This is a genomic window from Pantoea sp. SM3640 (assembly GCF_015654165.1).
Taxonomy (GTDB): domain Bacteria; phylum Pseudomonadota; class Gammaproteobacteria; order Enterobacterales; family Enterobacteriaceae; genus Pantoea; species Pantoea vagans.
Genome location: NZ_CP064872.1, coordinates 3,052,307 through 3,078,343, shown reverse-complemented (window position 1 = coordinate 3,078,343; position 26,037 = coordinate 3,052,307). Strand labels below are relative to the sequence as shown.

General features: G+C 57.3%; 19 protein-coding genes. 11 read left to right on the top strand and 8 right to left on the bottom strand.

Going from position 1 to position 26,037, the window contains the following annotated elements:
• Positions 1-7: 7 nt before the first annotated feature.
• The 6 genes from hrpB (at position 8) to fhuB (ending at position 11,244) form a co-directional block, all read left to right on the top strand.
• Positions 8-2,491 (top strand): ATP-dependent helicase HrpB, encoded by a 2,484-nt coding sequence (gene hrpB, locus IV493_RS14420; protein ID WP_195857333.1) that lies wholly within the window; start codon positions 8-10, stop codon positions 2,489-2,491.
• A gap of 98 nt (positions 2,492-2,589) precedes the next feature.
• A complete protein-coding gene (gene mrcB / locus IV493_RS14415) occupies positions 2,590-5,118 on the top strand; it encodes a bifunctional glycosyl transferase/transpeptidase (protein ID WP_013356824.1) in 2,529 nt (842 codons plus the stop codon).
• Positions 5,119-5,319: 201 nt separating this feature from the next.
• Positions 5,320-7,542, top strand: coding sequence for a ferrichrome porin FhuA (fhuA, locus tag IV493_RS14410; RefSeq protein WP_195857332.1), 2,223 nt, complete (start codon positions 5,320-5,322; stop codon positions 7,540-7,542).
• Positions 7,543-7,581: 39 nt separating this feature from the next.
• Positions 7,582-8,376 carry a Fe3+-hydroxamate ABC transporter ATP-binding protein FhuC gene (gene fhuC / locus IV493_RS14405; RefSeq protein WP_013356826.1) on the top strand — a complete coding sequence of 265 codons (795 nt, stop codon included), beginning with the start codon at positions 7,582-7,584 and terminating at the stop codon, positions 8,374-8,376.
• 10 nt (positions 8,377-8,386) lie between these two features.
• A complete protein-coding gene (gene fhuD, locus IV493_RS14400) occupies positions 8,387-9,265 on the top strand; it encodes a Fe(3+)-hydroxamate ABC transporter substrate-binding protein FhuD (RefSeq protein ID WP_095706173.1) in 879 nt (292 codons plus the stop codon).
• Positions 9,265-11,244, top strand: a complete 1,980-nt coding sequence (gene fhuB, locus IV493_RS14395; protein ID WP_195857331.1) for a Fe(3+)-hydroxamate ABC transporter permease FhuB — start codon at positions 9,265-9,267, stop codon at positions 11,242-11,244. The genes fhuD and fhuB overlap by 1 nt, the downstream gene beginning before the upstream one ends.
• Before the next feature lie 253 nt (positions 11,245-11,497).
• Here fhuB and hemL read toward each other — a convergent pair whose 3' ends face one another.
• Positions 11,498-12,778, bottom strand: coding sequence for a glutamate-1-semialdehyde 2,1-aminomutase (hemL, locus tag IV493_RS14390; RefSeq protein ID WP_195857330.1), 1,281 nt, complete (start codon positions 12,776-12,778; stop codon positions 11,498-11,500).
• Positions 12,779-12,982: 204 nt separating this feature from the next.
• On the opposite strand from hemL, the gene erpA reads away from it, so the two are divergent.
• On the top strand, positions 12,983-13,330 hold the full coding sequence (gene erpA, locus IV493_RS14385; protein WP_008925625.1) for an iron-sulfur cluster insertion protein ErpA: 348 nt from the start codon (positions 12,983-12,985) through the stop codon (positions 13,328-13,330).
• 30 nt (positions 13,331-13,360) lie between these two features.
• On the opposite strand, the gene IV493_RS14380 is transcribed toward erpA, so the two are convergent.
• The 3 genes from IV493_RS14380 to mtnN all read right to left on the bottom strand — a co-directional run bounded on the left by IV493_RS14380 (position 13,361) and on the right by mtnN (position 15,221).
• Positions 13,361-13,612 carry a hypothetical protein gene (locus IV493_RS14380; protein ID WP_147789413.1) on the bottom strand — a complete coding sequence of 84 codons (252 nt, stop codon included), beginning with the start codon at positions 13,610-13,612 and terminating at the stop codon, positions 13,361-13,363.
• A gap of 123 nt (positions 13,613-13,735) precedes the next feature.
• A complete protein-coding gene (btuF, locus tag IV493_RS14375) occupies positions 13,736-14,530 on the bottom strand; it encodes a vitamin B12 ABC transporter substrate-binding protein BtuF (protein ID WP_195857329.1) in 795 nt (264 codons plus the stop codon).
• Positions 14,523-15,221, bottom strand: a complete 699-nt coding sequence (gene mtnN / locus IV493_RS14370) for a 5'-methylthioadenosine/S-adenosylhomocysteine nucleosidase (protein ID WP_013356830.1) — start codon at positions 15,219-15,221, stop codon at positions 14,523-14,525. The genes btuF and mtnN overlap by 8 nt, the downstream gene beginning before the upstream one ends.
• Positions 15,222-15,313: 92 nt before the next feature.
• On the opposite strand from mtnN, the gene dgt reads away from it, so the two are divergent.
• The 3 genes from dgt (at position 15,314) to IV493_RS14355 (ending at position 19,726) form a co-directional block, all read left to right on the top strand.
• On the top strand, positions 15,314-16,804 hold the full coding sequence (dgt, locus tag IV493_RS14365) for a dGTPase (RefSeq protein ID WP_033781928.1): 1,491 nt from the start codon (positions 15,314-15,316) through the stop codon (positions 16,802-16,804).
• Between the two features lie 134 nt (positions 16,805-16,938).
• Entirely contained in the window at positions 16,939-18,384 is a 1,446-nt protein-coding gene (gene degP, locus IV493_RS14360; protein WP_033781929.1) for a serine endoprotease DegP, read from the top strand.
• A 184-nt stretch (positions 18,385-18,568) separates the two neighbouring features.
• Positions 18,569-19,726, top strand: a complete 1,158-nt coding sequence (locus IV493_RS14355) for a CdaR family transcriptional regulator (protein WP_013356833.1) — start codon at positions 18,569-18,571, stop codon at positions 19,724-19,726.
• 66 nt (positions 19,727-19,792) lie between these two features.
• Here IV493_RS14355 and IV493_RS14350 read toward each other — a convergent pair whose 3' ends face one another.
• The 4 genes from IV493_RS14350 to map form a co-directional block, all read right to left on the bottom strand.
• Positions 19,793-20,185, bottom strand: coding sequence for a DUF3461 family protein (locus IV493_RS14350; protein ID WP_033731626.1), 393 nt, complete (start codon positions 20,183-20,185; stop codon positions 19,793-19,795).
• A 224-nt stretch (positions 20,186-20,409) separates the two neighbouring features.
• Positions 20,410-21,234, bottom strand: a complete 825-nt coding sequence (dapD, locus tag IV493_RS14345) for a 2,3,4,5-tetrahydropyridine-2,6-dicarboxylate N-succinyltransferase (protein ID WP_013356835.1) — start codon at positions 21,232-21,234, stop codon at positions 20,410-20,412.
• Positions 21,235-21,317: 83 nt separating this feature from the next.
• On the bottom strand, positions 21,318-23,972 hold the full coding sequence (gene glnD, locus IV493_RS14340) for a bifunctional uridylyltransferase/uridylyl-removing protein GlnD (RefSeq protein WP_110331394.1): 2,655 nt from the start codon (positions 23,970-23,972) through the stop codon (positions 21,318-21,320).
• Positions 23,973-24,038: 66 nt separating this feature from the next.
• On the bottom strand, positions 24,039-24,833 hold the full coding sequence (map, locus tag IV493_RS14335; RefSeq protein WP_041456646.1) for a type I methionyl aminopeptidase: 795 nt from the start codon (positions 24,831-24,833) through the stop codon (positions 24,039-24,041).
• Between the two features lie 318 nt (positions 24,834-25,151).
• Here map and rpsB point away from each other — a divergent pair, with 318 nt between their 5' ends.
• Positions 25,152-25,877, top strand: a complete 726-nt coding sequence (rpsB, locus tag IV493_RS14330; RefSeq protein ID WP_033731630.1) for a 30S ribosomal protein S2 — start codon at positions 25,152-25,154, stop codon at positions 25,875-25,877.
• Positions 25,878-26,037: the final 160 nt, after the last annotated feature.

Sequence of the window (26,037 nt, the reverse complement as noted above, 5' to 3'; positions counted from 1 at the left end):
TGCTACAATGCGCGCCATCTTAGCACAGGCAGAAGCGGAGTTTGCTGTGAGCGATTTACCAGTCAGCGCGGTGCTGCCAGACATCCTGGCGGCGCTGCGTGACGCCTCTCAAATCCTGCTGGCCGCCCCTACCGGCGCGGGCAAATCGACCTGGCTCCCGCTGCAGTTGTTGCAGCAGGCGGCGCTGCCAGGACGCATCATTATGCTGGAGCCACGCCGGCTGGCGGCACGTAATGTGGCGCAGCGGCTGGCAGAGCAGCTCGGCGAACAGCCGGGTGCCACGGTGGGATTCCGGATGCGTGGCGAAAGCTGCGTCGGACCAGAAACCCGGCTGGAAGTTGTTACCGAAGGGATGCTCACGCGCATGCTTCAGCATGATCCGATGCTGGAGGGCGTGTCGCTGGTGATCCTCGATGAGTTTCACGAGCGCAGCCTGCAGGCCGATCTGGCGCTGGCGCTGCTGCTCGATGTGCAGCAGGGATTACGCGACGACCTTAAAATCATGCTGATGTCCGCCACGCTCGACAATGCCCGGCTGGCGGCGCTGCTGCCGGATGCGCCACTGATCGTCTCAGAAGGGCGCAGCTATCCGGTTGAGCGGCGGTACGCGTCGCTGAATCAGCACGTGCGTTTTGAAGAGGCGGTCGCGCGTGAAATCGCTCAGCTGCTGCGCGACGAAGCGGGCTCGCTGCTGCTGTTTCTGCCGGGCGTGGCGGAAATTGAACGGGTGAAACGTGAGCTGGAACCACGCATCAGTGACGATGTGGATCTGACACCACTCTATGGCGCACTGCCGCTGGCGGCGCAGCGACGGGCGATCCTGCCCGCCGCCGCCGGACGTCGCAAAGTGGTGCTCGCCACCAATATCGCCGAGACCAGCCTGACCATTGAGGGGATTCGCCTGGTAGTCGACAGTGCGCTGGAGCGCAGCGCCCTGTTTGACGCCCGCAGCGGCGTGACGCGGCTGCAGACCCAGCGCATCAGCCAGGCCTCAATGATTCAGCGCGCAGGTCGCGCCGGGCGACTGATGCCGGGAATCTGTCTGCATCTGCTGCCGCAGGAGCAGGCGTCACGTGCAGCAGCGCAGAGCGAACCGGAAATCGTGAACAGCGATCTCTCGTCGCTGTGGCTGGATCTGCTGCAGTGGGGCTGTACCGGGCCGCAACAGCTGCAGTGGCTGGATCAGCCGCCCGCCAGAAATCTTGAAGCGGCACAACAGCAACTGACCCGTCTGGGTGCGCTGGACAGCAACGGCCTGCTTAACACACTGGGACGGCGTATGGCACAGCTGGGGTGCGATCCGCGGCTTGCTGCTATGCTCTGTGCCGCGGGCGATGAGCCGGATGCGGTCGCCAGCGCCGCGCTGCTGGTGGCGATTCTGGAAGATCCTCCACGCAGCGGCAGTGCCGATCTGCGTGATGCGCTGCATCGGCCTCAGGCTCAATGGCAGCGGCGGGCGCAGCAGTGGCAGCAGCGACTCAAAATTCGTGGCGGGCGGATCGATGAAGATCGCTTTGCGGGCCTGCTGGCGGTGGGGTTTGGCGATCGGCTGGCGCGGCGTCGCGACCAGAGCGGTCGCTATCAACTGGCCAACGGGCTGGGGGCCAGACTCGATGAGCAGGATGGCCTGACGCGCAACGAATGGCTGATTGCACCCGCCCTGTTGCAAAGCAGTGCGACGCCGGATGCCCGGATGCTGCTGGCACTGCCGGTCGACATTGAAACGCTGTGCCAGCAGCAGCCCGCACTGATTGAGCGCCGGACTGAAGTGGAATGGGACGAAGAGAAGGGCACGCTGCGTGCGTTCAGACGTGAGCAGATTGGCGCGCTGATTCTGAAGACCCAGCCGATGGCGCGTCCGGAGCCGGACGTGCTGCACGCCGCCATACTGCGCTGGATCGCCGAAAAAGGTCTGTCGGTATTGGGCTGGACGCCGGATGTCGAACAGTTGCGCCTGCGCATCCAGTGTGCGGCACAGTGGCTGCCGGAAGAGAGCTGGCCCGCTATGGACGATCAGACGTTGCTTGAGAGCCTGCCGCAGTGGCTGTTGCCGCAGATGTCAGCGGTACGCGATCTGCGCAGCCTGCAGGCGGTAAACCTGACCACGGCGCTCTTACATTTACTCACATGGTCACAACGTCAGCGGCTGGATAGTGTGCTGCCAACTCATTACACTGTGCCGACCGGAAGCCGGCTGCCGATTCGCTACGATGCGGATAAGCCGCCCGCGCTGGCGGTCAGGATTCAGGAGATGTTTGGCGAAGCGCAGAATCCCACCGTGGCGGAAGGACGTATTCCGCTGGTGCTGGAGCTGCTATCGCCCGCCCAGCGACCGTTGCAGATCACCCGCGATCTGGCGGCGTTCTGGCGCGGTGCCTGGCCGGAGGTCAGGAAAGAGATGAAGGGACGCTATCCGAAACACCTCTGGCCAGAGGATCCGGCCACCGCCTTGCCAACAAGGCGAACCAAAAAAATGTCCCCGCAGGGTTGAGTCCGCTGGATCGAATTCAGAGGGTTCTGCCATGCGGCACGCGAGAAAGCAGTTAGAGTAGCGGCGCTGCCGTAAGCACTGCCTGGAGAAGAAAAGTAATGTCTGGGAACGATCGCGAACCAATAGGGCGCAAAGGTAAACCGTTGCCGCCGCGCAGCAGTGCGGGCCGGGGACGACGCAGGGATATCGAACAGGATATCGATCAGGACGATTTTAATGATGACGAGGAGGAAGCGCCGGTGCCACGTAAAGGTAAAGGTGGAAAACCGCCGCGCGGCAAACGCCGTTGGCTGGGATGGATAATTAAACTGTTCCTGGTGTTTGTGGTGGTTATGGCCGCGTGGGGCATCTACCTCGACTCGGAGATTCGCAGTCGCATTGACGGTAAGGTATGGCAACTGCCCGCCACCGTCTATGGCCGCATGGTCAGCCTGGAACCGGGCATGGCCTACAACAAAAGTGAAATGGTGGCGCTGCTGGAAGGCACCCAGTATCGCGAAGTCTCCCGTATCACCCGCCCCGGCGAGTTTTCGGTGAAGGGCAACACCATTGATCTGCTGCGTCGCCCGTTTGATTTCCCCGACAGTAAAGAGGGGCAGATCCACGCGCGTATGAGCTTCACGAAAGATGAGCTGAGCGAGATTAAAAACCTCGAAACCGGCCGTGATTTTGGCTTTTTCCGCCTCGATCCGCGCCTGATCACCATGCTGCAGTCGCCGAATGGTGAACAGCGACTCTTCGTGCCGCGCACCGGTTTCCCGGATCTGCTGGTCGATACGCTGATCGCCACTGAAGATCGCCATTTCTATGAGCATGATGGTATCAGCCCGTACTCCATAGGTCGCGCTTTCCTGGCGAACATCACGGCAGGAAAAGCGGTGCAGGGCGGCAGTACGCTGACGCAGCAGCTGGTGAAGAACCTGTTCCTGACCAATGAGCGTTCGCTGTGGCGTAAAGCGCGTGAAGCCTATATGGCGGTGATCATGGATGCGCGCTACAGCAAAGATCGCATCCTGGAGCTCTACCTGAACGAGGTCTATCTCGGTCAGGCGGGCAGCGATCAGATCCGCGGTTTCCCGCTGGCGAGCCTCTACTACTTTGGCCGTCCGGTAGATGAACTGAGTCTGGATCAGCAGGCGATGCTGGTTGGCATGGTGAAAGGGGCATCGCTCTATAACCCGTGGCGCAACCCGAAACTGGCGCTGGAACGCCGCAACCTGGTGCTGCGCCTGTTGCAGCAGCAGAAAGTGATCGACCAGGAGCTGTATGACATGCTGTCGGCGCGTCCGCTGGGCGTGCAGCCAAAAGGGGGCGTGATCACGCCGCAGCCTGCCTTTATGCAGATGGTGCGTAACGAGCTTCAGGCGAAACTGGGCGACAAGATTAAAGATCTCTCCGGCGTGAAAATCTTCACCACGCTGGACCCGGTGTCGCAGGATGCAGCTGAAAAAGCGGTGGTTGATGGCATTCCGACGCTGAAAAAACAGCGCGGCCTGAAAGATCTGGAAACCGCGATGGTGGTGGTTGACCGCTTCAGCGGCGAAGTCCGTGCCATGGTCGGCGGGGCCGATCCACAGTACGCCGGTTACAACCGTGCGCTGCAGGCGCGTCGCTCTATCGGTTCACTGGCAAAACCGGCGACCTACCTCACCGCGCTGAGCCAGCCAAACAGCTACCGCCTGAACAGCTGGATCGCCGATGAGCCGATTGCGCTGAAGCAGCCAAATGGCACCATCTGGAAACCGATGAACGACGATCGTCGCTTCAGCGGCAAAGTGATGCTGGTGGATGCGCTGACCAACTCCATGAACGTGCCGACGGTTAACCTCGGTATGACGCTGGGGCTGGATGCGGTAGTCGATACCTGGAACAAGCTGGGCGTGCCGAAAGAGCAGCTGCATCCGGTGCCGGCGATGCTGCTGGGTGCCCTGAACCTGACGCCGGTTGAAGTGGCGCAGGCGTTCCAGTCGATCGCCAGCGGCGGTAACCGCGCGTCACTATCTGCGGTGCGTTCAGTGATTGCAGAAGATGGCAGCGTGCTCTATCAGAGCTATCCGCAGGCGCAGCGTGTGGAACCGGCGCAGGCGGCTTATCTGACGCTTTACACCATGCAGCAGGTCGCTGACCACGGTACTGCCCGTGCGCTGGGCGCGCGTTTCCCGAATGCCCATCTGGCCGGAAAAACCGGTACCACTAACGATCTGATCGACAGCTGGTTTGCCGGTATTGATGGTAAAGAAGTGGCGATCACCTGGGTGGGCCGTGATAACAACCAGCCGACCAAACTCTATGGTGCCAGTGGTGCGATGCAGCTCTACCGTCGCTACCTCGACAATCAGGCACCGATGCCGTTGCAACTGACGCCGCCGGAAGATGTGTCGATGATGAATGTCGATTCGGCCGGTAACTTTGTCTGTGGCACGGGCAGCAGCACCTGGCGTTCTCTGCCGGTGTGGGCGCTGGATCCGAATGCGCTGTGTCAGCAACAGCAGCAGCAGGTTCAGCAGCAGCAACAGCTGTTTGACCAGCAACAGCAACAGCCGCAACAGCAACCAGTCCAGCAACCGCAGGAGCAGAAAGACAGCGACGGCGTAGCAGGGTGGATAAAAGATATGTTTGGCAAATAAATCAGTCAGACAGGTTAAAAAGGGCGCTTCGGCGCCCTTTTTTTGTTTGTGATCAATACGGATAAATCGCCCTGCAAACGGCGTCACTACTGGGATTTCTGCTTGCAGTGTCCGCGGCAGTTCGCATATTATCTAATCCGTTATAATAATCATTATCGTTTCGATTCGCTCGCCTGAGCCTATTTTAAGAGACACCTTTTTATGAATGCGCGAACGACTTTTGCAGACAACACCAAAAAAACATTTTCCCGGCCGCTTCTGGGCGTCATGATCTCACTGAGCCTGAGCTCCTCGCTTTACGCCGCGCAGCCAGAGACCATGGTGGTCTCGGCGGATGGCGGCAACGGCGTCGAGGCGGAAAGCGCCTGGGGGCCGGCACCGACGGTGGCAGCAAAACACAGCGCCACCGGCACCAAAACCGATACCCCGATTGAAAAAAATCCGCAGTCTGTCTCCGTGGTCACCCGCGAAGAGATGGAAATGCGCAATGTGACCAGCGTGAAAGGGGCGTTTAACTATACGCCTGGCGTGCTGACCGGTAACCGTGGTAGCTCAGATGTGATTGATGCGCTTTCGATTCGCGGCTTCAGCGAAACCAATACCAACCAGTATCTGGATGGCCTGAAACTGCAGGGAGATAACTACTCTGAGTTTGCCATCGATCCCTACTTCCTGGAGCGCGCTGAACTGCTGCGCGGTCCGGTCTCTGTGCTCTATGGTAAAAGCAATCCGGGCGGTGTCGTCTCACTGGTGAGCAAGCGTCCCACCCAGGAAACCCTGCGCGAAGTGCAGTTCCAGATGGGCAACGACAATCTCTTCTCGACCGGCTTTGACTTTGGCGGTGCGCTGGATGATAACGGCGTCTACAGCTATCGCCTGACCGGTCAGGCGCGCAGTCAGGATGCGCAGCAGTCGATGAACAAAGAGAAGCGCTACACCATTGCCCCGTCATTCAGCTGGCGTCCCGACGATCGCACCCGCATTGATCTGCTGACCTATTTCCAGAACGAGCCAGAAACCGGCTATTACGGCTGGCTGCCGCGTCAGGGCACCGTGGTGCCGATCACTCGTGCCGATGGCAGCCAGTACAAACTGCCGACCGACTTCGACGAAGGCGAGCAGAGCAATAAGATTTCGCGCACCACCAAAATGGTGGGCTATAACGCCGAGCACAGCCTCAACGACACCTGGACGCTGCGCCAGAACCTGCGTTACGCCGACCTGCGCACCGATTACCGCAGTATCTATGGCAATGGTTTCAATACAGCAACCCAGGAGATTACCCGTGGTTCAGCGGTCTCCAGCGAGAAGCTGAATCAGTTTGCCGTGGATACCCAGGCGCAGGCGAAGTTTGCCACCGGCCAGGTCGATCATACGCTGCTGTTAGGCGTGGACTTCCAGCGTACCCGCAATGATATCGACGCACAGTTTGGCTCGGCATCCAGCCTGAATGCGGTTAACCCGCAATATGGCGATGATAGCGTGACGCCGTTTGCCGATCCTTATCAGCATCTGAATAAGCAGCGTCAGACCGGCCTCTATGCACAGGATCAGATGGAGTGGAACCGCTGGGTGCTGACGCTGGGTGGCCGCTACGACTATGCCATGAACTCCGTTTACGATCGGGTGGCAGATAGCGTTGATCGCCAGAACGATCAGGCCTTTACCTGGCGTGGTGGTCTGAACTATGTGTTTGATAACGGCATCGCGCCTTACTTTAGTTACAGCGAAGCCTTTATTCCGAATGCGGGTTCAACCTATGACGGTCAGGCATTTGATCCGTCACGCGCTAAGCAGTATGAAGCGGGCGTGAAGTATGTACCGAAAGATCGTCCGGTGGTGCTCACCGCCGCGCTTTACCAGCTGACCAAAACCAAAAACCTGACTGCCGATCCCAATCCAGACAGAGCTCTTTTTAGCGTGCAGAGCGGTGAAATCCGGTCACGGGGCGTAGAGCTGGAAGCTAAAGCGGCGCTGAATGCCAACGTTAACCTGACGGCCTCCTACACCTACACCGATGCGGAATATACTGAAGACACGTCGCTTAAAGGCAAAACGCCGGTGCAGGTGCCGAAACATATGGCCTCACTATGGACCGACTACACCTTCCACGAGACTGCTTTGTCAGGGGTGACGATCGGCGCTGGGGTCCGTTACGTGGGTGAAAGCCAGGGGCTGTATGCTGAAACCCCAACTAACACCTCTGCTGGACTCTCGAACCAGAACTTTAAGGTAGCCGGTTACACCACGGTGGATGCGGCGCTGAAGTATGATCTGGGTCGCTTCGGCCTGCCAGGCTCGACGGTAGGCGTCAACGTTAACAATCTGTTCAACCGCGAGTATGTCGCCAGTTGCTATCGTGAATACGCCTGCTACTGGGGTGCGGAACGCCAGATTGTCGGCACCGCGACCTTCAGATTCTGATTTAACCGGGCGCTCCGGCGCCCGTTCACAGGGATAATCATGCCGCATCCGCACGCAGAAGAGGCGACCTTTACGCTGGAAAACGCCAGTTTCGAGGTGCCCGGCCGCACTCTCCTCCAGCCCCTGTCGCTGACTTTTCCACCGGGTAAAATGACCGCGCTGATTGGTCACAACGGCTCGGGCAAATCGACGCTGCTGAAAATGCTGGGCCGTCATCATGCGGCCAGCAGCGGAGAGGTTTTGCTGAATCAGCAGCCGGTCGGGCGCTGGAACAGTAAAGCCTTTGCCCGCGAGGTGGCCTATCTGCCGCAGCAGTTACCGGCAGCCGAAGGGATGACGGTGCGTGAGCTGGTGGCGATTGGCCGCTATCCCTGGCACGGGGCGCTGGGGCGCTTTGGTCAGGAGGATCGCGATAGGGTAGAGGATGCGATTGCCCAGGTCGGGCTAAAGCCCTTTGCCGGTCGGCTGGTGGACAGTCTGTCAGGCGGTGAGCGTCAGCGCGCCTGGCTGGCGATGATGGTGGCGCAGAACAGCCGCTGTCTGCTGCTGGATGAACCGACCTCGGCGCTGGATATTGCCCATCAGGTTGAGGTACTGGCGCTGATCAAAGATCTGAGCCAGCAGCGCGGCCTGACAGTGATTGCGGTGCTGCACGATATCAATATGGCGGCACGCTACTGCGATCATCTGGTGGCGCTGCGTCAGGGCGCGATGATTGCCGAAGGTGACGCCGGAGCGATTATGCAGCCTGAGGTACTGGGTGCAATTTATGGCATTCCAATGGGCATTTTACCGCACCCGCAGGGCGGCGCGCCGGTTAGTTTTGTCTGTTAAGGAAAGGATGATGCCCGATCTTTATCGCCGCCGACTGTTGCTGGCACTGGCGGCCTCGCCGCTGTTTTGTGCGCTTCCTCTGCGTGCTGCCACGCCAAATCCGGGTCGGATTATTGCACTGGAGTGGTTACCCACCGAACTGCTGATCGCGCTGGGTGTTACGCCCTGGGGCGTGGCCGATCTGCACAACTACAACATCTGGGTAGGTGAGCCGAAGCTGCCTGCGGTCGTGATCGATGTCGGCCTGCGCACCGAACCCAATCTTGAGCTGATGGCGCAAATGCAGCCGTCGCTGATCCTCTGCTCCAATGGCTATGGCCCGCCCAAAGAGAAACTGACGCGCATCGCACCCATCATGGGCTTCGACCTTCACAGCGGCGACGGAAAACCTTTCACCGCCGCGCGCGCATCACTGCGTCAGCTGGCGGCGCGCCTGGGATTAAGCGAGCGGGCGGAGCAGCATCTGCGTGAGGTCGATGATCAGCTGGCAGCGGCGCGTGAGCGGCTGGCACCCTATGCCGGACGCACGCTTCTGCTGATGTCGCTGCTCGACAGTCGTCACGCCATTACCTTCGGTAAAAACAGCCTGTTCCTGGAAGTGATGACCCTGCTGGGCCTGAAAAATGGCTGGCAGGGTGAAACCAATTTCTGGGGCAGCGCAGTGATCGGCATCGAACAGCTGGCGCAGGCCGGGGAAGTGGATGTTATCTGTTTCGATCACGACAACGACGTGGAGATGCAGCAGCTGATGCGCAGTCCGCTGTGGCAGGCCATGCCGTTTGTCCGCACCGGACGCTTTCAGCGCGTCCCGGCGGTCTGGTATTACGGTGCAACGCTCTCGGCGCTGCACTTTGTTCGCGTGCTGGAACGCGCGCTGGAGACGCACTGATGCGCCATGCTCTGTTTCCCGCAGGCCTTCTCAGCCTGCTGTTTCTGCTCTCACTCAGCCTGACGCTGGTTAATCTGCACCACGCCTTGCCACAGGCTGAATGGTGGCAGGCATTCTGGTCACCGGCCGTCAATAGCCTGCCGCAGATGGTGTTTCACTACAGCCTGCTGCCGCGCACGGCGCTGGCGCTACTGGTGGGGGCCGGACTGGGGTTAGCCGGTCTGCTGTTTCAGCAGATCTTACGCAACCCGCTGGCGGAGCCGACCACGCTGGGCGTCTCTTCCGGCGCGCAGTTGGGCATTACCGTCGCGACGCTGTGGCATCTGCCGGGCGGGGCGCTGACACAGCAGTTTGCTGCGCTTAGCGGTGCGCTGCTGGTGGGCGCGCTGGTGTTTGGTGTGGCCTGGGGCAAACGTCTGTTGCCAGTGACGCTGATTCTGGCCGGGCTGGTACTGAGCCTGTACAGCGGCGCGGTAAATCAAATCTTCGCTATCTTCAATCACGATCAGCTGCAGAACATGTTTCTGTGGAGCACCGGCGCGCTGAATCAGATGAGCTGGGAAAACGTGCAGCAGCTCTGGCCGCGCCTGCTGCTGGCGTTTTTGCTGGCGCTGGCGCTGCTGCGTCCGCTGACGCTGATGGGACTGGATGATGGTGTCGCGAAAAACCTGGGTCTGGCGCTCTCTGTGGCGCGGATGGGCGGCCTTGGACTGGCGATTCTGCTCAGTGCGCAGCTGGTCAATGTCGCCGGTATCATCGGCTTTATCGGGCTGTTTGCACCGCTGCTGGCGAAGCTGCTGGGTGGACGACGGCTCCTCACCCGGATGTTGCTGGCACCGCTGACTGGCGCGCTGCTGCTGTGGCTGGCAGACAGCTGCGTATTATGGCTCAGCACGCACTGGCGCGATATCCCGACCGGCACGGCCACGGCCCTGCTTGGCGTACCGATTCTGCTGTGGCTGCTGCCGCGACTGCGCACCGGTTCAGTGCCGCCCGCGCTGAATCAGGGTGACAATGTGCCCGCCGAGCGACAGAACCTGCTGCGCTGGGCGCTGATCGGTCTCGCTGTTCTGGCGCTACTGGGGTGGGGGGCGCTCGCGTTTGGGCGTGATGCGCAGGGCTGGAGCGGGTCCACAGGCGAGATGCTGCAATCACTGCTGCCGTGGCGCGCACCGCGCGTGCTGGCGGCGCTGGTAACCGGTCTGATGCTGGGCGTGGCGGGGAGTCTGATTCAGCGGCTGACCGGCAATCCCATGGCCAGCCCGGAAGTACTGGGCATCAGTTCCGGGGCCGCCTGCGGCGTAGTGGTCATGATGTTCTTTGTGCCAGGCGATGCGATGGCCTGGCTGCTGCCCGCCGGTGCGGTGGGTGCCGCGCTGACGCTGCTGGTGATTATGGCGGTAGCCAGCCGTGGCGGCTTCTCGCCGGAGCGGATGCTGCTGGCGGGTATGGCGCTTAACAGCGCCTTTGTCACCCTGCTGATGCTGCTGCTGGCCAGCGGCGATCCGCGTATGGGCGGGTTGCTGAGCTGGATCTCCGGCTCGACCTATAACATCAGCGGCAGTCAGGCAGTTCAGAGCGCAATCTGCGCGCTGGTGCTGGTGTCGCTGGCCCCGCTGGCCAGTCGCTGGCTGACGCTGCTGCCGCTGGGAAGTGCGACCGCGCGCTCGGCGGGTATGGCATTGACGCCTGCACGGCTGAGTCTGCTGCTGCTGGCGGCAGCACTGACCGCCAGCGCGACGCTGACTATCGGTCCGCTGAGTTTTGTCGGGTTGATGGCTCCGCATATGGCGCGGATGCTGGGATTCCGGCGGGCTTTGCCACAACTGTTGCTATCGGGATTGCTGGGAGGCGGATTGATGATGCTGGCTGACTGGTGCGGGCGGATGCTGGCGTTTCCGGATCAAATCCCTGCCGGACTGATGGCGACGTTTTTAGGTGCGCCTTACTTTATCTGGCTACTGCGGCGTTCAGGTTAAAAAAAAGACCGGTGCAAGCCGGTCTGAGCTTATTAACAAAGTCTGGCCCGATTGGCTGTGAGACTGAGCCTGCGAAGGGAACACGGTCAGATCGGAAAGACGCAAAAGCCGTCATCCCTGACACGCTCGTCCCGCGCCGTCCCTGGCGCGGGACGCTTTCCTCCTCTGCCCGTGTTCCCTTCGTGTTGAGTTTTATGTTGCTGTGAGATTCGGGACCAGCTGCTGCCGGTCTTTGTCTTTAACGCTGCCGAAATTACAGCTTCGCGAAACAACGACGCGCGGCGTCAACCGTGCGCTGAATATCCTCTTCGCTGTGCGCCAGCGACATAAAGCCCGCTTCATAAGCTGATGGCGCAAAGTAAACGCCTTCCTCCAGCATCAGATGGAAGAAAGTTTTAAAGCGCTCTACATCGCAGCGGGTCACATCGGCATAACAGGTCACGCTGTCAGCCTCGGTGAAGAACAGGCCAAACATCCCGCCAACATGGTTGATCACCAGCGGGATATTTTGCTGTTGGGCTGCCTCGCGCAGACCCTCAGCCAGCTGGCGGGTCAGAGCATCCAGCTTTTCGTGCGTACCAGGCTGCGCGATCTGCGTCAGGCAGGCAAAACCGGCGGCCATTGCGATCGGGTTACCGGAGAGCGTCCCCGCCTGATAGACCGGGCCGGTCGGGGCCAGCGCGGCCATCACATCGCGGCGGCCACCGAATGCGCCAACCGGCATCCCGCCACCGATAATCTTTCCAAGGCAGGTCAGGTCAGGACGCACATTGTAGTGAGCCTGCGCGCCGCCCAGTGCAACGCGGAAACCGGTCATCACTTCATCAATAATCAGCAGTGCGCCGAACTCATCACAGAGCGCGCGCAGGCCTGGCAGGAATTCCGGCTGCGGCGGAATGCAGTTCATGTTGCCGGCAACCGGCTCGACGATGATGGCCGCGATGGCATCAGGATATTGCTCGAAGGCGCTGCGCACTGAGTCGAGATCGTTAAAGGTGCAGGTCAGGGTGTGTTTAGCGAAATCAGCCGGTACGCCCGGCGAGTTTGGCTGACCCAGCGTCAGGGCACCAGAACCGGCTTTCACCAGCAGATGATCGGCGTGACCGTGATAGCAGCCTTCAAACTTGATAATTTTATCGCGGCCGGTAAAGCCACGCGCCAGACGAATCGCGCTCATGGTCGCTTCGGTGCCGGAGTTGACCATACGCACCATCTCCATGGAAGGCACCAGTTCACACACCAGCTGCGCCATGGTCACTTCCATTTCGGTCGGTGCGCCAAAGCTCAGGCCGCGCTGGGCCGCTTCGATCACGGCATTGCGGATCGCCGCATTGTTATGACCCAGCACCATCGGGCCCCATGAGCCGACATAGTCGATATAGGCTTTGCCATCGGCGTCATAGAGATACGCGCCATCAGCATGTTCAATAAACAGCGGAACGCCGCCCACACCGGTAAATGCGCGTACTGGCGAGTTTACCCCGCCCGGGATCAGGCGTTGTGCCTCGGCAAACAGTTGTTCGGACTTACTCATTTTCGGCTCCAGCGGTTCATAAAAAATATTGCACCATTCTACGGAAGAGGGGCAGCAGACGAAAGGCGGATTCACCCGCCGCGCCCTTAACGGAGGTGAAAGCGGCACAGAGTGCGAAGGGCAGAGCTTGATTGCGCTGAGGTGCTGGCTGATAATAGCGTTATTAAGGTCGTTTTCTGACCTGGGCGTTTACCGGAGTAAAACATGAGTGATGAAGTAGTAGCACTGCCGTTGCAGTTTACCGACGCCGCAGCCACCAAGGTGAAGAACCTGATTGCCGACGAAGAGAACCCGGCGCTGAAACTTCGCGTCTATATTACCGGTGGCGGTTGCAGTGGTTTCCAGTACGGCTTCACCTTTGATGATCAGCTGAATGATGGCGACATGACGATCGAAAAGCAGGGCGTCTCGCTGGTGGTTGACCCGATGAGCCTGCAATATCTGGTGGGCGGTTCAGTGGATTATACCGAAGGTCTGGAAGGCTCACGCTTTATCGTGACCAATCCGAATGCCAAAACCACCTGTGGCTGTGGCTCTTCCTTCAGTATCTGATAACGAAGGCCGTCATCGCGACGGCCTCGTTTACCACTCTATTGTGACCAGCCGGTTACTCTGTTTCACACTTCCCTGCGACTGAATCTGACTATGGGTTACGCGCGGCTGCGCGCTTGCCTGTCTGCCGCAGTTCACCTGCGGCGCGGGCTGACCGTTAGCCATGTTGATTTCACAGCGTGAATAGATGACAAGCCTGGCGCCTATAGAGCCATTAATCGATCCCGCAAATGCAGATCCGGCGAGCGATAGCCCTATGGCCAGCAGCAGTGCTCTGGTCATAGATGGTTCCTGGTGTTTTAAAAAAGCGCTGTGACGCTAAAAGGACGGCAAGCATACGTGGCCGGCTCGTCTCTGGTATTGATTAACGGCAAAAAGTGCAGCAACTTTAATCATTTCGCCGATTTATTCAGCGGGATGCAGGGCCACACAGAGTTGCTGCGCCGCCAGCAGCAGTCGCGGGCCTGGCCGGCTCAGCCAGTCCTCGTTGATGGCAATCACCGGCACAGTGAGCTGTGGCCGCCAGAAGTTACGGATGTTCTCCGCCTGCTGGGCACTGCCCGCTGTTACAACGGCCTGAGGATGGCGCATCAGTACCTGCTCGCGGCTGACCTGTGGCCATCTGACGCGGCTGTCGGCAAAGATATTCCTGCCACCACATAAGGTAATAATCTCATTCTGCAGCGTGGCTCTGGCGGCGGTAAACAGCGGCTGCTGTCCAAACTGCAAAAAAAGCGGAACCGCAGTCAGGTGAGCATAGCGCTGACGCAGTGCGGCTTCCTGCTGCCGTAACGTCTGGGCAGCTCTGCTTGCCTGTTCCGGGCTGGGACTCCAGCGGCCCAGATCGGCCAGCGCCGTGAACATCTCATCCAGCGTCTGCGGATCAATCCATTTAACCGGTACGCCGAGCTGTTGCAACTGATCGATCTGCCGCTGCGGATTACCGCCACGCCAGGCTAAGACCAGATCCGGTTTGAGCTGCAGAATGCGTTCGGCTTTGATGCCCTGCCAGTTGGCAACCTGCTCAAGCTGTTTTGCCTGCGGCGGATAGTCAGACCATGCACTGACCGCAATCGGCGTAATCCCGGCAGCAAAGGCGAGTTCGGTAAGGTGGGGAGCGAGGGTGATAACACGGGGCGGTGAGGCAAGCAGGCTGCCGCTTAACAGCAGCAGCCAGCAGAAAAGCAGCGTTTTAGCCACGCGCCAGATGCGCCAGCAGGTTCTCCACCAACAGCGAAGATTGCTTCGCCGCTACGCTTAAGAATTCATCAAAGCTGAGGTGAGATTCCTTATCGGCCACGTCGGAAATCGCACGGACCACCACAAACGGTACCTGGAACTGATGACAGACGTGACCGATGGCAGTCGCTTCCATCTCAACGGCAATCGCCTGCGGGAACAGGTTGCGAATGCGCGCCAGCGGTTCGGCACCATTGATAAAGGCATCGCCGCTTACCACCAGACCGCGTACGGCATTCAGATCCAGCTGCTTAATGCAGGCTTCTGCCGCTGCGATAAGCTTGCTGTCGGCCACAAACGCGGCCGGACAACCCGCCATCTGACCCGGCTCATAACCAAAAGCGGTGACATCAGCATCGTGATAACGCACTTCGTCTGACACCACGATATCGCCGACGCTGAGCGACGGCGCTAAACCGCCCGCCGAACCGGTGTTGATCACCACATCGGGTTTGCATAGCTGCAGCAGCAGCGTGGTGCCCAGCGCCGCAGAGGTTTTACCAATGCCCGATTTCAGCAGTGCCACCTCAACGCCCTGCAGGGTGCCGGTATAGATTTCACAACCCGCCAGCGACAGCGTTTGACGGTTTTCAATTTTGTCGCGCAGCAGTGTGACTTCCTGCTCCATCGCGCCAATAATGCCTGCTTTCATAGTGAGTTCCGCTAATGTAAAGAATCAAAATTTAGGGCATAGTCTACCATGGCATCCAGGGGATTAATTCACGAAAAAGTCAGGGGTAAATCATGTCGGCGATCAATTTCAGGAAGAAGATCAGCTTCTCGCGCCCTTATACCAGTCGAAAAGATCCGGAAGGCGAATATTACATTACCCGCCATTTTGAGAGTGACCGTGGACGGATTATCAACTCCGCTGCCATCCGGCGACTGCAGCAGAAAACGCAGGTCTTTCCGCTGGAGCGAAATGCCGCCGTCCGTTCCCGACTGACACACTCGCTGGAGGTGCAGCAGACCGGACGCTACATCACCAAAGAGATCCTGCAAACCCTGAAGATGCAGGGCGGGCTGGCGCAGTATGGTCTGGATGAGCTTGAAGGCGCATTTGAAAGCCTGATCGAAATGGCGTGTCTGCTGCATGACGTGGGTAATCCGCCGTTTGGTCATTTTGGCGAGGCGGCCATTAACGACTGGTTTGAAGAGAACCTGGCTGCCGAACTGGTCGATCCGCTGGTGGCGGGCGTTGAAGGGGATGCACAGCGTAAAGCCTTTGATGAGCTGAATGCCATGATCCGCCAGGATCTCTGCCATTTTGAGGGCAACGCGCAGGCTATCCGTATGGTGCACACCCTGCTGCAGCTCAATCTCAGTTACTCTCAGGTCGCCTGTATCCTCAAATATACTGCTCCTGCCTGGTGGCAGGGGGAAAGGCCCGCCGAATTTAGCGTGTTAATGAAGAAACCCGGTTTTTATCTCTCCGAGCAGGATTATATTGCCGACCTGCGTGCTGCCACCAATATGGAAGAACACCACCGCTTTCCGCTCACCTATATAATGGAAGCGGCGGATGATATCTCCTATTGTATTGCCGATTTGGACGACGCTGTAGAAAAAGATATCTTTAATGTTGAGAGTTTGTTTGAATTTCTCAATAAAGCCTGGGGGCCGGTGAAAAATAATGACGCCTTTAGCCGGACTATTGGCGAAGCCTGGCGGGAAGCCTGTAGTAAAAAACGCCGCAGCCGCAGCGATCAATTTTTTATGTCATTACGCGTAAATGTTCAGAGCGTGCTGGTCAGTTACGCGGTGAAACGTTTTGTTGATAATCTTCCTGCAATATTCGAGGGAAGTTTTAACCATGCGCTGCTGGAAGATGAGGGTGAAGAGGGCCGTTTACTGCAACTGTTTAAGACCGTTGCGCGCCAGCAGGTGTTTAATCATTCTGAAGTTGAACAGCTGGAGCTGCAGGGTTACCGCGTGATTAAAGGGCTGCTGGAGATCTATCAGCCGCTGATGCGCCTTAATTATGAAGCCTTTACCACGCTGATGAATGAGGATTTTTTACGCCAGCACCCGATTGAAACGCGGCTTTTTCATAAGCTCTCCGGGAAACACCGCAAAGCCTATTTGCACAAGATGCGTAATCTGGTTGTGGAGCATAAATATCAGCGGCTGTTGTGGGAACGTTATTATCGCTTCCGGCTTATTCAGGATTATATTAGCGGCATGACCGATCTCTATGCCTGGGATGAGTACCGGCGGCTGATGGCAGTAGAATAAGCCGCCGATTGTAAAGAGCGCGAATAAATTTTTACCTTTGGCTTAAACTTTTAAAGGAACTTCGCGCTAAAACATTTATCTCACCTTTCGACCACAGCAATGGTCTGAACAGTAATCTTATTGAGAAACGAAAAATGAAAAAAAAGACTTTAGTGTTAAGTGCGCTGGCGTTGAGCCTGAGCATGGCGCTCGCCCCTGTTACTGTTTCTGCTGCGCAAACGGCCTCTTCCGAAAGCCAGCAACTGCCAAGCCTGGCTCCCATGCTGGAGAAGGTGATGCCGTCTGTGGTCAGTATCAGCGTTGAGGGCACCACCACAGTAAAAACCCCACGCATGCCGCAGCAGTTTCAGCAATTCTTTGGCGACAATTCGCCTTTCTGTCAGGACGGTTCCCCGTTCCAGGGTTCACCCATGTGCCAGAACGGTGGCGGTGAAGGTGGTAATGGTGGCGCACCCGTCCCTGATACCCAGCAGGAAAAATTCCGTGCACTGGGATCGGGCGTGATTATCAACGCCGAAAAAGGCTACGTGGTGACCAACAACCACGTTGTGAATAATGCCACCAAAATTCAGGTGCAGCTCAGCGACGGTCGTCGCTATGACGCAAAAGTCATCGGTAAAGATCCCAGCTCTGACATTGCACTGATTCAGTTGCAGGAAGCTAAAAATCTGACCGCCGTGAAAATCGCTGACTCTGACAATCTGCGCGTCGGTGACTACACCGTGGCAATCGGTAACCCGTATGGACTGGGTGAAACCGTAACCTCCGGTATCGTTTCGGCACTGGGACGCAGCGGCCTGAATGTAGAAAATTACGAAAACTTTATCCAGACGGATGCGGCGATTAACCGGGGCAACTCCGGTGGTGCGCTGGTTAACCTCAACGGTGAACTGATTGGGATTAACACCGCTATTCTGGCGCCGGATGGCGGTAACATTGGTATCGGCTTTGCTATTCCGAGCAACATGGTGAAAAACCTGACGGCGCAGATGGTTGAGTTTGGACAGGTTAAACGCGGCGAGCTGGGCGTGCAGGGCACGGAACTGAACTCCGAACTGGCAAAAGCGATGAAAGTCGACGCACAGCGTGGTGCATTTGTCAGCCAGGTACTGCCAGACTCTGCTGCCGCAAAAGCGGGCATCAAAGCGGGTGACGTGATTGTCTCCATGAACGGCAAACCGCTGAGCAGCTTTGCTTCACTGCGTGCAGAAGTGGGTTCACTGCCGGTTGGCACCACCCTGAAACTGGGCCTGCTGCGTGACGGCAAACCGGTCGATGTATCTGTTCAGTTGCAGCAGAGCAGCCAGGCGAAAGTGCAGTCCGCCACCATCTACAACGGCATTGAAGGGGCTGACCTTAGCAATGTTGAAACTGGTGATAAAGGCGTTCGCGTTGATAATGTGAAAGCGGGCAGTGCCGCAGCGCGTATCGGCCTGAAGAAGGGGGACGTGATTCAGGGCGTTAACCAGCAGCCGGTAACCAACCTCGGCGAGTTGCGCAAAGTCCTTGATACCAAGCCAGCCGTTCTGGCGCTGAATGTGAAGCGCGGCGATAGCAGCATCTACCTGCTGATGCAGTAACGGAACGACCACTGATGAAGAGGCGGACTGCGGTCCGCCTTTTTTATGTCCGGCATTTGCCCTGGCAGAGTGTGATGCTCACCGCAAATTCGGCAAATGACCGCCTGGCTCTGTGCAAATGCACAATGTTCTGCCTGCTTTCCATGCGTATTCTGTTTCTCCCCCTCTTTTTCAGGAGTAATGGATGGCTACCTATCACCTTGATGCCCGGCTGGCACAGGATATCGTGGCGCGCACTATGAAAATTATTGACAGCAATGTCAATGTGATGGATGCGCGGGGCCGCATTATCGGCAGCGGTGACCGGGAACGCATTGGGGAGTTGCACGAAGGTGCGCTGCTGGTGCTTTCACAGGGTCGCGTAGTCGACATTGATGAAGCGGTGGCTAAACATCTTCATGGCGTACGGCCCGGCATTAACCTGCCGCTGCGCATTGATGGTGACATCGTCGGGGTGATTGGCCTGACCGGCGAGCCGCTGGCATTGCGGCACTACGGCGAGCTGGTCTGCATGACCGCAGAGATGATGCTGGAGCAGGCGCGGCTTCTGCATATGCTGGCACAGGACAGCCGTCTACGTGAAGAGCTGGTGCTGAATCTCATCCGCAGCGATACCCTGTCGCCACAGCTAACTGAATGGGCTCAGCGGCTCGGCATCGATCTCAATCAACCGCGTGTGGTGGCCGTTCTGGAGGTGGATAGCGGTCAGCTTGGCGTCGACAGCGCGATGTCAGAGTTACAACAGCTGCAAACGCTGCTGACCACACCGGAGCGCGATAATCTGATCGCCATTGTCTCACTGACCGAAATGGTGGTGCTGAAACCAGCCCTGAACGGGCATGGACGTTACGATCAGGATGATCATCGCCGCCGCGTCGAGCAGTTGCTGCAGCGGATGAAAGAGAGTGGCCATCTCCGGATGCGTATCGCGCTGGGTAACTTCTTTACCGGGCCGGGCAGCATTGCACGCTCTTACCGGACGGCGCGCACCACCATGATGGTAGGCAAACAGCGTATGCCCGAAGTGCGCAGCTATTTTTATCAGGATCTGGTGCTGCCGGTGCTGCTCGACAGCTTGCGAGGCGGCTGGCAGGCCAATGAGCTCGCCCGGCCGCTGGCGAAGCTCAAGAGCATGGATAACAACGGCTTGCTGCGCCGTACGCTAATCGCCTGGTTCACCCATAACGTCCAGCCGAGCGCTACCGCACGTGCACTATTCATTCATCGCAATACGCTGGAGTACCGCCTGAACCGGATTTCTGAACTGACGGGACTGAATCTGGGTCATTTTGACGACAGGCTGTTGCTCTATGTGGCTTTGCAACTGGATGAGCAGGGGTAGGGGCAGGTTTGCGGCATAAAAAAGGCCAGCAAAGCTGGCCTCTCTTGTCTCTTGTCGGACAGGAAATTAACGGCTGTTACGGGTTAATTTTTCCAGGTCCGATTCAATTTCCGAGATCTTGTGGGCGACCACGCTTTCCAGGTGACGCAGGTCATCCAGAATTTTGCGTTTCAGATCCACTTCAACCTGATCGCGCTGGCAAATCTGGTCCAGTTCATCGATGACATAACGCAGATTCGGGCTGATTTCCTGAACTTCTTTGTAGCCCTGCGTCGCGTGATCGGCAACGACAGTTTTGCGCTGGCGCGGATATTTGAATTTAACGCTCTTCGCGAAAAACTCGCCTTTATCTTTGCGGAAGTAGATCTTCAGAATGTCGTTATTGGCTTCCTGACGCAGGCTGTAGCGGTCAATGTCGTCCGGGTTACTGATACCTAAGCTTTTCAGATTGTCATACATAGCGTTGTTTCCATCAAAAGTGAGAAGCGCGCAGACTTGTTCATGACGTCCGTCAACTGTAGACATAAATAAGCGGGATGAACATTGCGCGACAGGATTTAACTGGCGCGGATTATGACCTGGATAAAAACTAAACGCACCAGTTAATTCGCGGCGCGAAGCATGTTATTTGATAATGACTGTAAAGAAAAGATGACGGGCTGGTTTCCAGCCCGTCAGTGAAATCAGTCGATGGTGCGCAGCAGTTCGTTGATACCGGTTTTGCCCAGCGTTTTCGCATCCACTTTCTTCACGATCACGGCACAATAGAGGCTGTAGCTGCCATCTTTGGACGGCAGGTTACCTGAAACCACGACGGAGCCGGCAGGCACACGACCATAATGTACTTCGCCTGTTTCACGGTCATAAATTTTGGTGCTCTGACCGATGTAAACACCCATTGAGATCACTGAGCCTTCTTCAACAATCACGCCTTCAACGATTTCAGAGCGTGCGCCAATGAAGCAGTTGTCTTCGATAATGGTCGGGTTGGCCTGCAGCGGTTCCAGCACGCCACCGATACCCACGCCGCCAGAAAGGTGAACGTTTTTACCAATCTGTGCACAGGAGCCGACGGTCGCCCAGGTGTCTACCATGGTGCCTTCATCCACAAATGCACCGATGTTGACGTAAGAAGGCATCAGCACCGTGTTGCGGGCGATATAGGCACCCTGACGCACAGCCGCAGGCGGCACGACGCGGAAGCCTGCTGCTTTGAAACGCGCTTCATCCCAGCCGGCAAATTTCATCGGCACTTTGTCGTAAAAGCGGGTTTCCGAACCTTCCATCACCTGGTTGTCATTGATGCGGAAAGAGAGCAGCACTGCTTTCTTCAGCCACTGATGCGTTACCCACTCGCCGTCGATCTTCTCAGAAACGCGCAGCTCACCGCTGTCCAGCAGAGAGATCACCTGGTTAATGGCATCACGGGTTTCGCTGTCAACGCTGGCAGGTGTGATGTCAGCGCGACGTTCGAAGGCGGATTCAATAACGCTCTGTAACTGTTGCATATTTTTTTCCTGATCTGTCATGTGCGATGCCGGGCAATAACCCGACACAAGTAAAGAGATTAATGTTTACAAATCGAGTCTGGTCACACTTTATCGTTTGGATTAAGGGCCTCTGTCAACCGTTGTTGCAACGCTTTGCGCATTTCTTCGTCCAGCGCCTGACGTTCACTGTTAGCCAGAATAAACAAATCTTCGACCCGCTCGCCAATGGTGCTGATGCGTGCGCCGTGCAGTGAGACACCGAGATCGGCAAAGACTTCACCCACGCGCGCCAGCAGGCCAGGCTGATCCAGCGCCACCAGTTCAAGGTAGCTGCGACGGTCGGTGTGCGTCGGCAGGAAATTGACCTCGGTATCCACGCTGAAATGCCGCAGTTTGGCCGACGGACGACGGGTTCGTGGCGCCACCCAGTCAGACTGGGTGATCGCCTGCTCCAGCGCCTGAATGATCATCGGATGGCGGTCCGGCGACAGCGGGCTGCCATCCGGTTCCAGCACAATAAAGGTATCCATGGCCATGCCGTCGCGGCTGGTAAAGATTTGCGCGTCGTGGACGCTGAGGTTGCGGCGGTCGAGTTCTCCGGCGACGGCGGCAAACAGGTGTGGGCGATCGGGACTCCAGATGAAAATTTCGGTTCCGCCGCGTGTGGCCTGCGGGCTGACCAGCACTAATGGTTTCTTCAGGTCGTGAACCAGTAAGTGGCGGGCATGCCAGGCAATCTGATTAGGCGTATGGCGCAGGAAATAATCTGCGCGGCAGCGATTCCAGATCTGGTGCAGACGCTCTTCATCGATGTTGTCCATCCGCAGCAGCGCCAGCGCCTGCAGGCGATGGTGACGCACCCGCTCACGCAGGTCCGGACTGTTTTCCATGCCGCGTCGCAACTGCTTCTCGGTGGCGAAAAAGAGCTCACGCAGCAGGCTCTGCTTCCAGCTATTCCACAGGCTTTCGTTGGTGGCGCAGATATCGGCGACGGTCAGGCAAACCAGATAGCGCAGCCGGTTCTCATTCTGCATCACCTCAGCGAACTGCTGGATCACCGTCGGGTCCTGAATATCGCGCCGTTGCGCCGTCACTGACATCAGCAGATGATGGCGAACCAGCCAGGCCACCAGCTGCGTTTCACGCGAGTTAAGGCCATGCATTTCAGCGAAATCGAGTGCATCCTGTGCGCCGAGAATAGAGTGATCGCCGCCGCGCCCTTTGGCAATGTCATGCAGCAGTGCGGCCATCAGCAGCAGCTCCTGCTGCGGCAGGCGCGGCCATAACTCTACGCACAGCGGATGCTGCGGCCGAGTGGTTTCATTGGCAAAGCTTTCCAGCTTCTGCAACACGCGGATAGTGTGCTCATCCACTGTGTAGGCGTGGAACAGGTCGAACTGCATCTGCCCGACAATATGGCCCCACAGCGGCGTGTAAGCCCATAACACGCTGTGACGGTGCATCGGCACCAGTGCCCGGCTGACCGCGCCGGGATGACGCAGAATCGACATAAAGGTACGTCGCGCTTCCGGAATCTGGCACAGCGGCTGTTTAAGATGACGACGCGCATGGCGCAGATGACGGAGGGTAGTGGAGTAGATCCCCTTGATGCTGTCGTTACGCACCATGACATAGAACATACGCAGAATTGCCTGCGGTTCGCGGGTAAACAGCGTTTCGTCGCGCAGGTCGATCAAATTGCCACGCAGCTGGAAATCGTCATCGACAGGTCTCGGTTTTTCGCTGGTAGAGAGCGCCAGAATCGCCTCATCAAACAGCTGCAGCAGCATCTGATTCAGTTCGCCGATGCGCCGCGTGACGCGATAGAAATCTTTCATCATCCGCTCGACCGGCTCATTGCCTTCGCCCTGGTAATTCAGGCGCTGCGCCACGCTGAGCTGGCGATCGAACAGCAGGCGATTATCGTAGCGGGGCAGGGAGAGGTGCAGGGCAAAACGGATGCGCCAGAGAAATTCCTGGCATTCGTTGAGTTCGCTGCGTTCCGCGTCGGTGAGGAAACCAAAGCCAACCATCTCATCCAGCGTGGTGGCACCAAAATGGCGTCGGGCAACCCATTGCAGCGTGTGGATGTCGCGCAGGCCACCCGGACTGCTCTTGATGTCCGGCTCAAGGTTATAGCTGGTGCCGTGGTAACGCTTGTGGCGTTCCTGCTGTTCTTCGATTTTGGCCGCAAAGAAGGTGGATGAGGGCCAGAAACCATCGCTGAAGATGTTTTTCTGCAGTTCCAGAAACAGCGCCACGTCGCCGGTCAGCATCCGTGATTCAATCAGGTTAGTGGCAACGGTCAGGTCAGACAGCCCCTCCAGCAGACACTCTTCCAAAGTGCGCACGCTATGGCCCACTTCCAGCTTGAGGTCCCACATCAGCGTCAGCAGATCGCTGGTACGCTGTGCAGCCTGTTCATTCAGCGGCTGGCGGCTGAGGATCAGGACATCAATATCAGAGAGCGGATGCAGTTCGGCACGGCCATAGCCGCCCACGGCGACCAGCGCGATAGAGGGCATCGCATCAAAGCCATAGAAGCGCCACAGGCGACGCAGCAGCCGATCGATAAACAGCGTGCGGGCATCTATCAGCGGCTCAACGGCTTCACCGGCATCAAATGCGGCAGCCAGATGCTGCTGAAACTGCTCCAGCCGCGGCTTCAGAATGTCGCGGGTCAACTGGTCGTCACCCCATTCGGCTGGCGAATCGACCAGACCGTTTTTTACCTCTTCCGACAGACTCACGCTCATGCAGCTCTTCTCTTTTTTAGCCAAAAAAAAGCCGGCTCATCGCCGGCTTGATCTGCGTGAAGAAAATTACCCTTCAGCAACGAGCACGGCAGGGATCGTGTCATCTTTACGCAGGGTTAAAATCTCACAGCCGTTTTCCGTCACCACAATAGTATGCTCATACTGTGCGGACAAGCTGCGATCTTTGGTTTTTACCGTCCAGCCATCTTTCATGGTGCGGATGCGGTAATCACCGGCATTGACCATCGGTTCTACCGTAAAGGTCATGCCCGCCTGCAGTACAACGCCGCTATCATCGGCATCGTAATGCAGCACCTGCGGCTCTTCGTGGAAGCCCTTGCCGATGCCGTGACCGCAATATTCGCGCACAACAGAGAAGTCGTTCGCTTCCACATACTTCTGGATAGCCCGGCCCAGTTCGCGCAGACGAATACCGGGCTTAATCAGACGCAGGGAAAGATAGAGGCTCTCCTGCGTGACGCGGCACAGGCGCTCACCCTGAATGGTCGGTTTACCAACGATAAACATCTTTGAGGTATCGCCGTGGTACTCATCTTTAATCACGGTGACATCAATATTGACGATATCGCCATCTTTTAACGGGCGGTCATCGCTGGGAATGCCGTGGCACACCACTTCGTTGACGGAGATGCAGACCGACTTCGGAAAGCCGTGATAGCCGAGGCAGGCAGAGACCGCCTGTTGCTTTTGAGTAATGTGCTCGTGGCAGATGCGGTCCAGCTCACCGGTGGTCACACCCGGTTTCACGTAAGGTTCGATCATCTCCAGCACCTCGGCGGCCAGTCGGCCTGCGACGCGCATTTTTTCGATTTCTTCAGGGGTTTTAATTGAAATTGCCATTAAATTAATCCGCATTTGTCGAAATTTTCGACAATAATAAGTTCTGTGCTGTCATGTTAGCAGCCAGCAAATGGGCTGCCAAATAGAGAACGCGCTGGCCTCTGTCAGCGATGATTTATTGGCGTCACTGGGCTGGTTGTGATATAAAGCGCGCCGACGATTCTCTGTATGGCCGTTTCGGTCAGCAGGAAACGCATAACTCTCATTATGTGTACTAAAACACACATGTATCGACACATACGCCGGGGTGCCTTGAAAGAGGTCGGTCGTATGGGATACATGGAGGCCCAACCCCAATCAAACTTTAGAGGTTTTATCATGGCAACTGTTTCCATGCGCGACATGCTCCAGGCTGGTGTTCACTTCGGTCACCAGACCCGTTACTGGAACCCAAAAATGAAGCCATTCATCTTTGGTGCACGTAACAAGGTTCACATCATCAACCTGGAAAAAACTGTACCTATGTTCAACGAAGCTCTGGCTGAACTGAACAAGATCTCTTCCCGTAAAGGTAAGATCCTGATCGTAGGTACTAAGCGCGCTGCTGCTGAAGCGGTAAAAGAGTCTGCACTGAGCTGCGACCAGTTCTTCGTAAACCACCGCTGGTTGGGTGGCATGCTGACTAACTGGAAAACCGTGCGTCAGTCAATCAAGCGTCTGAAAGATCTGGAGATTCAGTCTCAGGATGGTACTTTCGACAAACTGACCAAAAAAGAAGCGCTGATGCGTGCGCGTGAGCTGGCCAAGCTGGAAAACAGCCTGGGCGGTATCAAAGACATGGGCGGTCTGCCAGACGCGCTGTTTGTTGTTGATGCTGACCACGAACACATCGCAATCAAAGAAGCAAACAACCTGGGTATCCCGGTATTTGCTATCGTTGATACCAACTCAGATCCAGATGGCGTTGATTTCGTTATCCCAGGTAACGACGATGCGATCCGTGCTGTAAACCTGTACCTGACTGCCGTTGCGACCACCGTTCGCGAAGGCCGCTCTCAGGACCTGGCTGAGCAAGCTGAAGAAGCGTCTTTAGAAAACGCTTAATTAAGGTTTGCTCTGCATAAGAGCCCTTAGCATTCAGATGTGATCTGTAAGGGGCCTATAGTGGCCCCTTTATTTATCTAAGTCTGTTACGCCCCTAACCGGACGGCGGGACAGAGTAAATTTTCCGCAAATAAGTGTCTGCATGTACGTATGTACACAG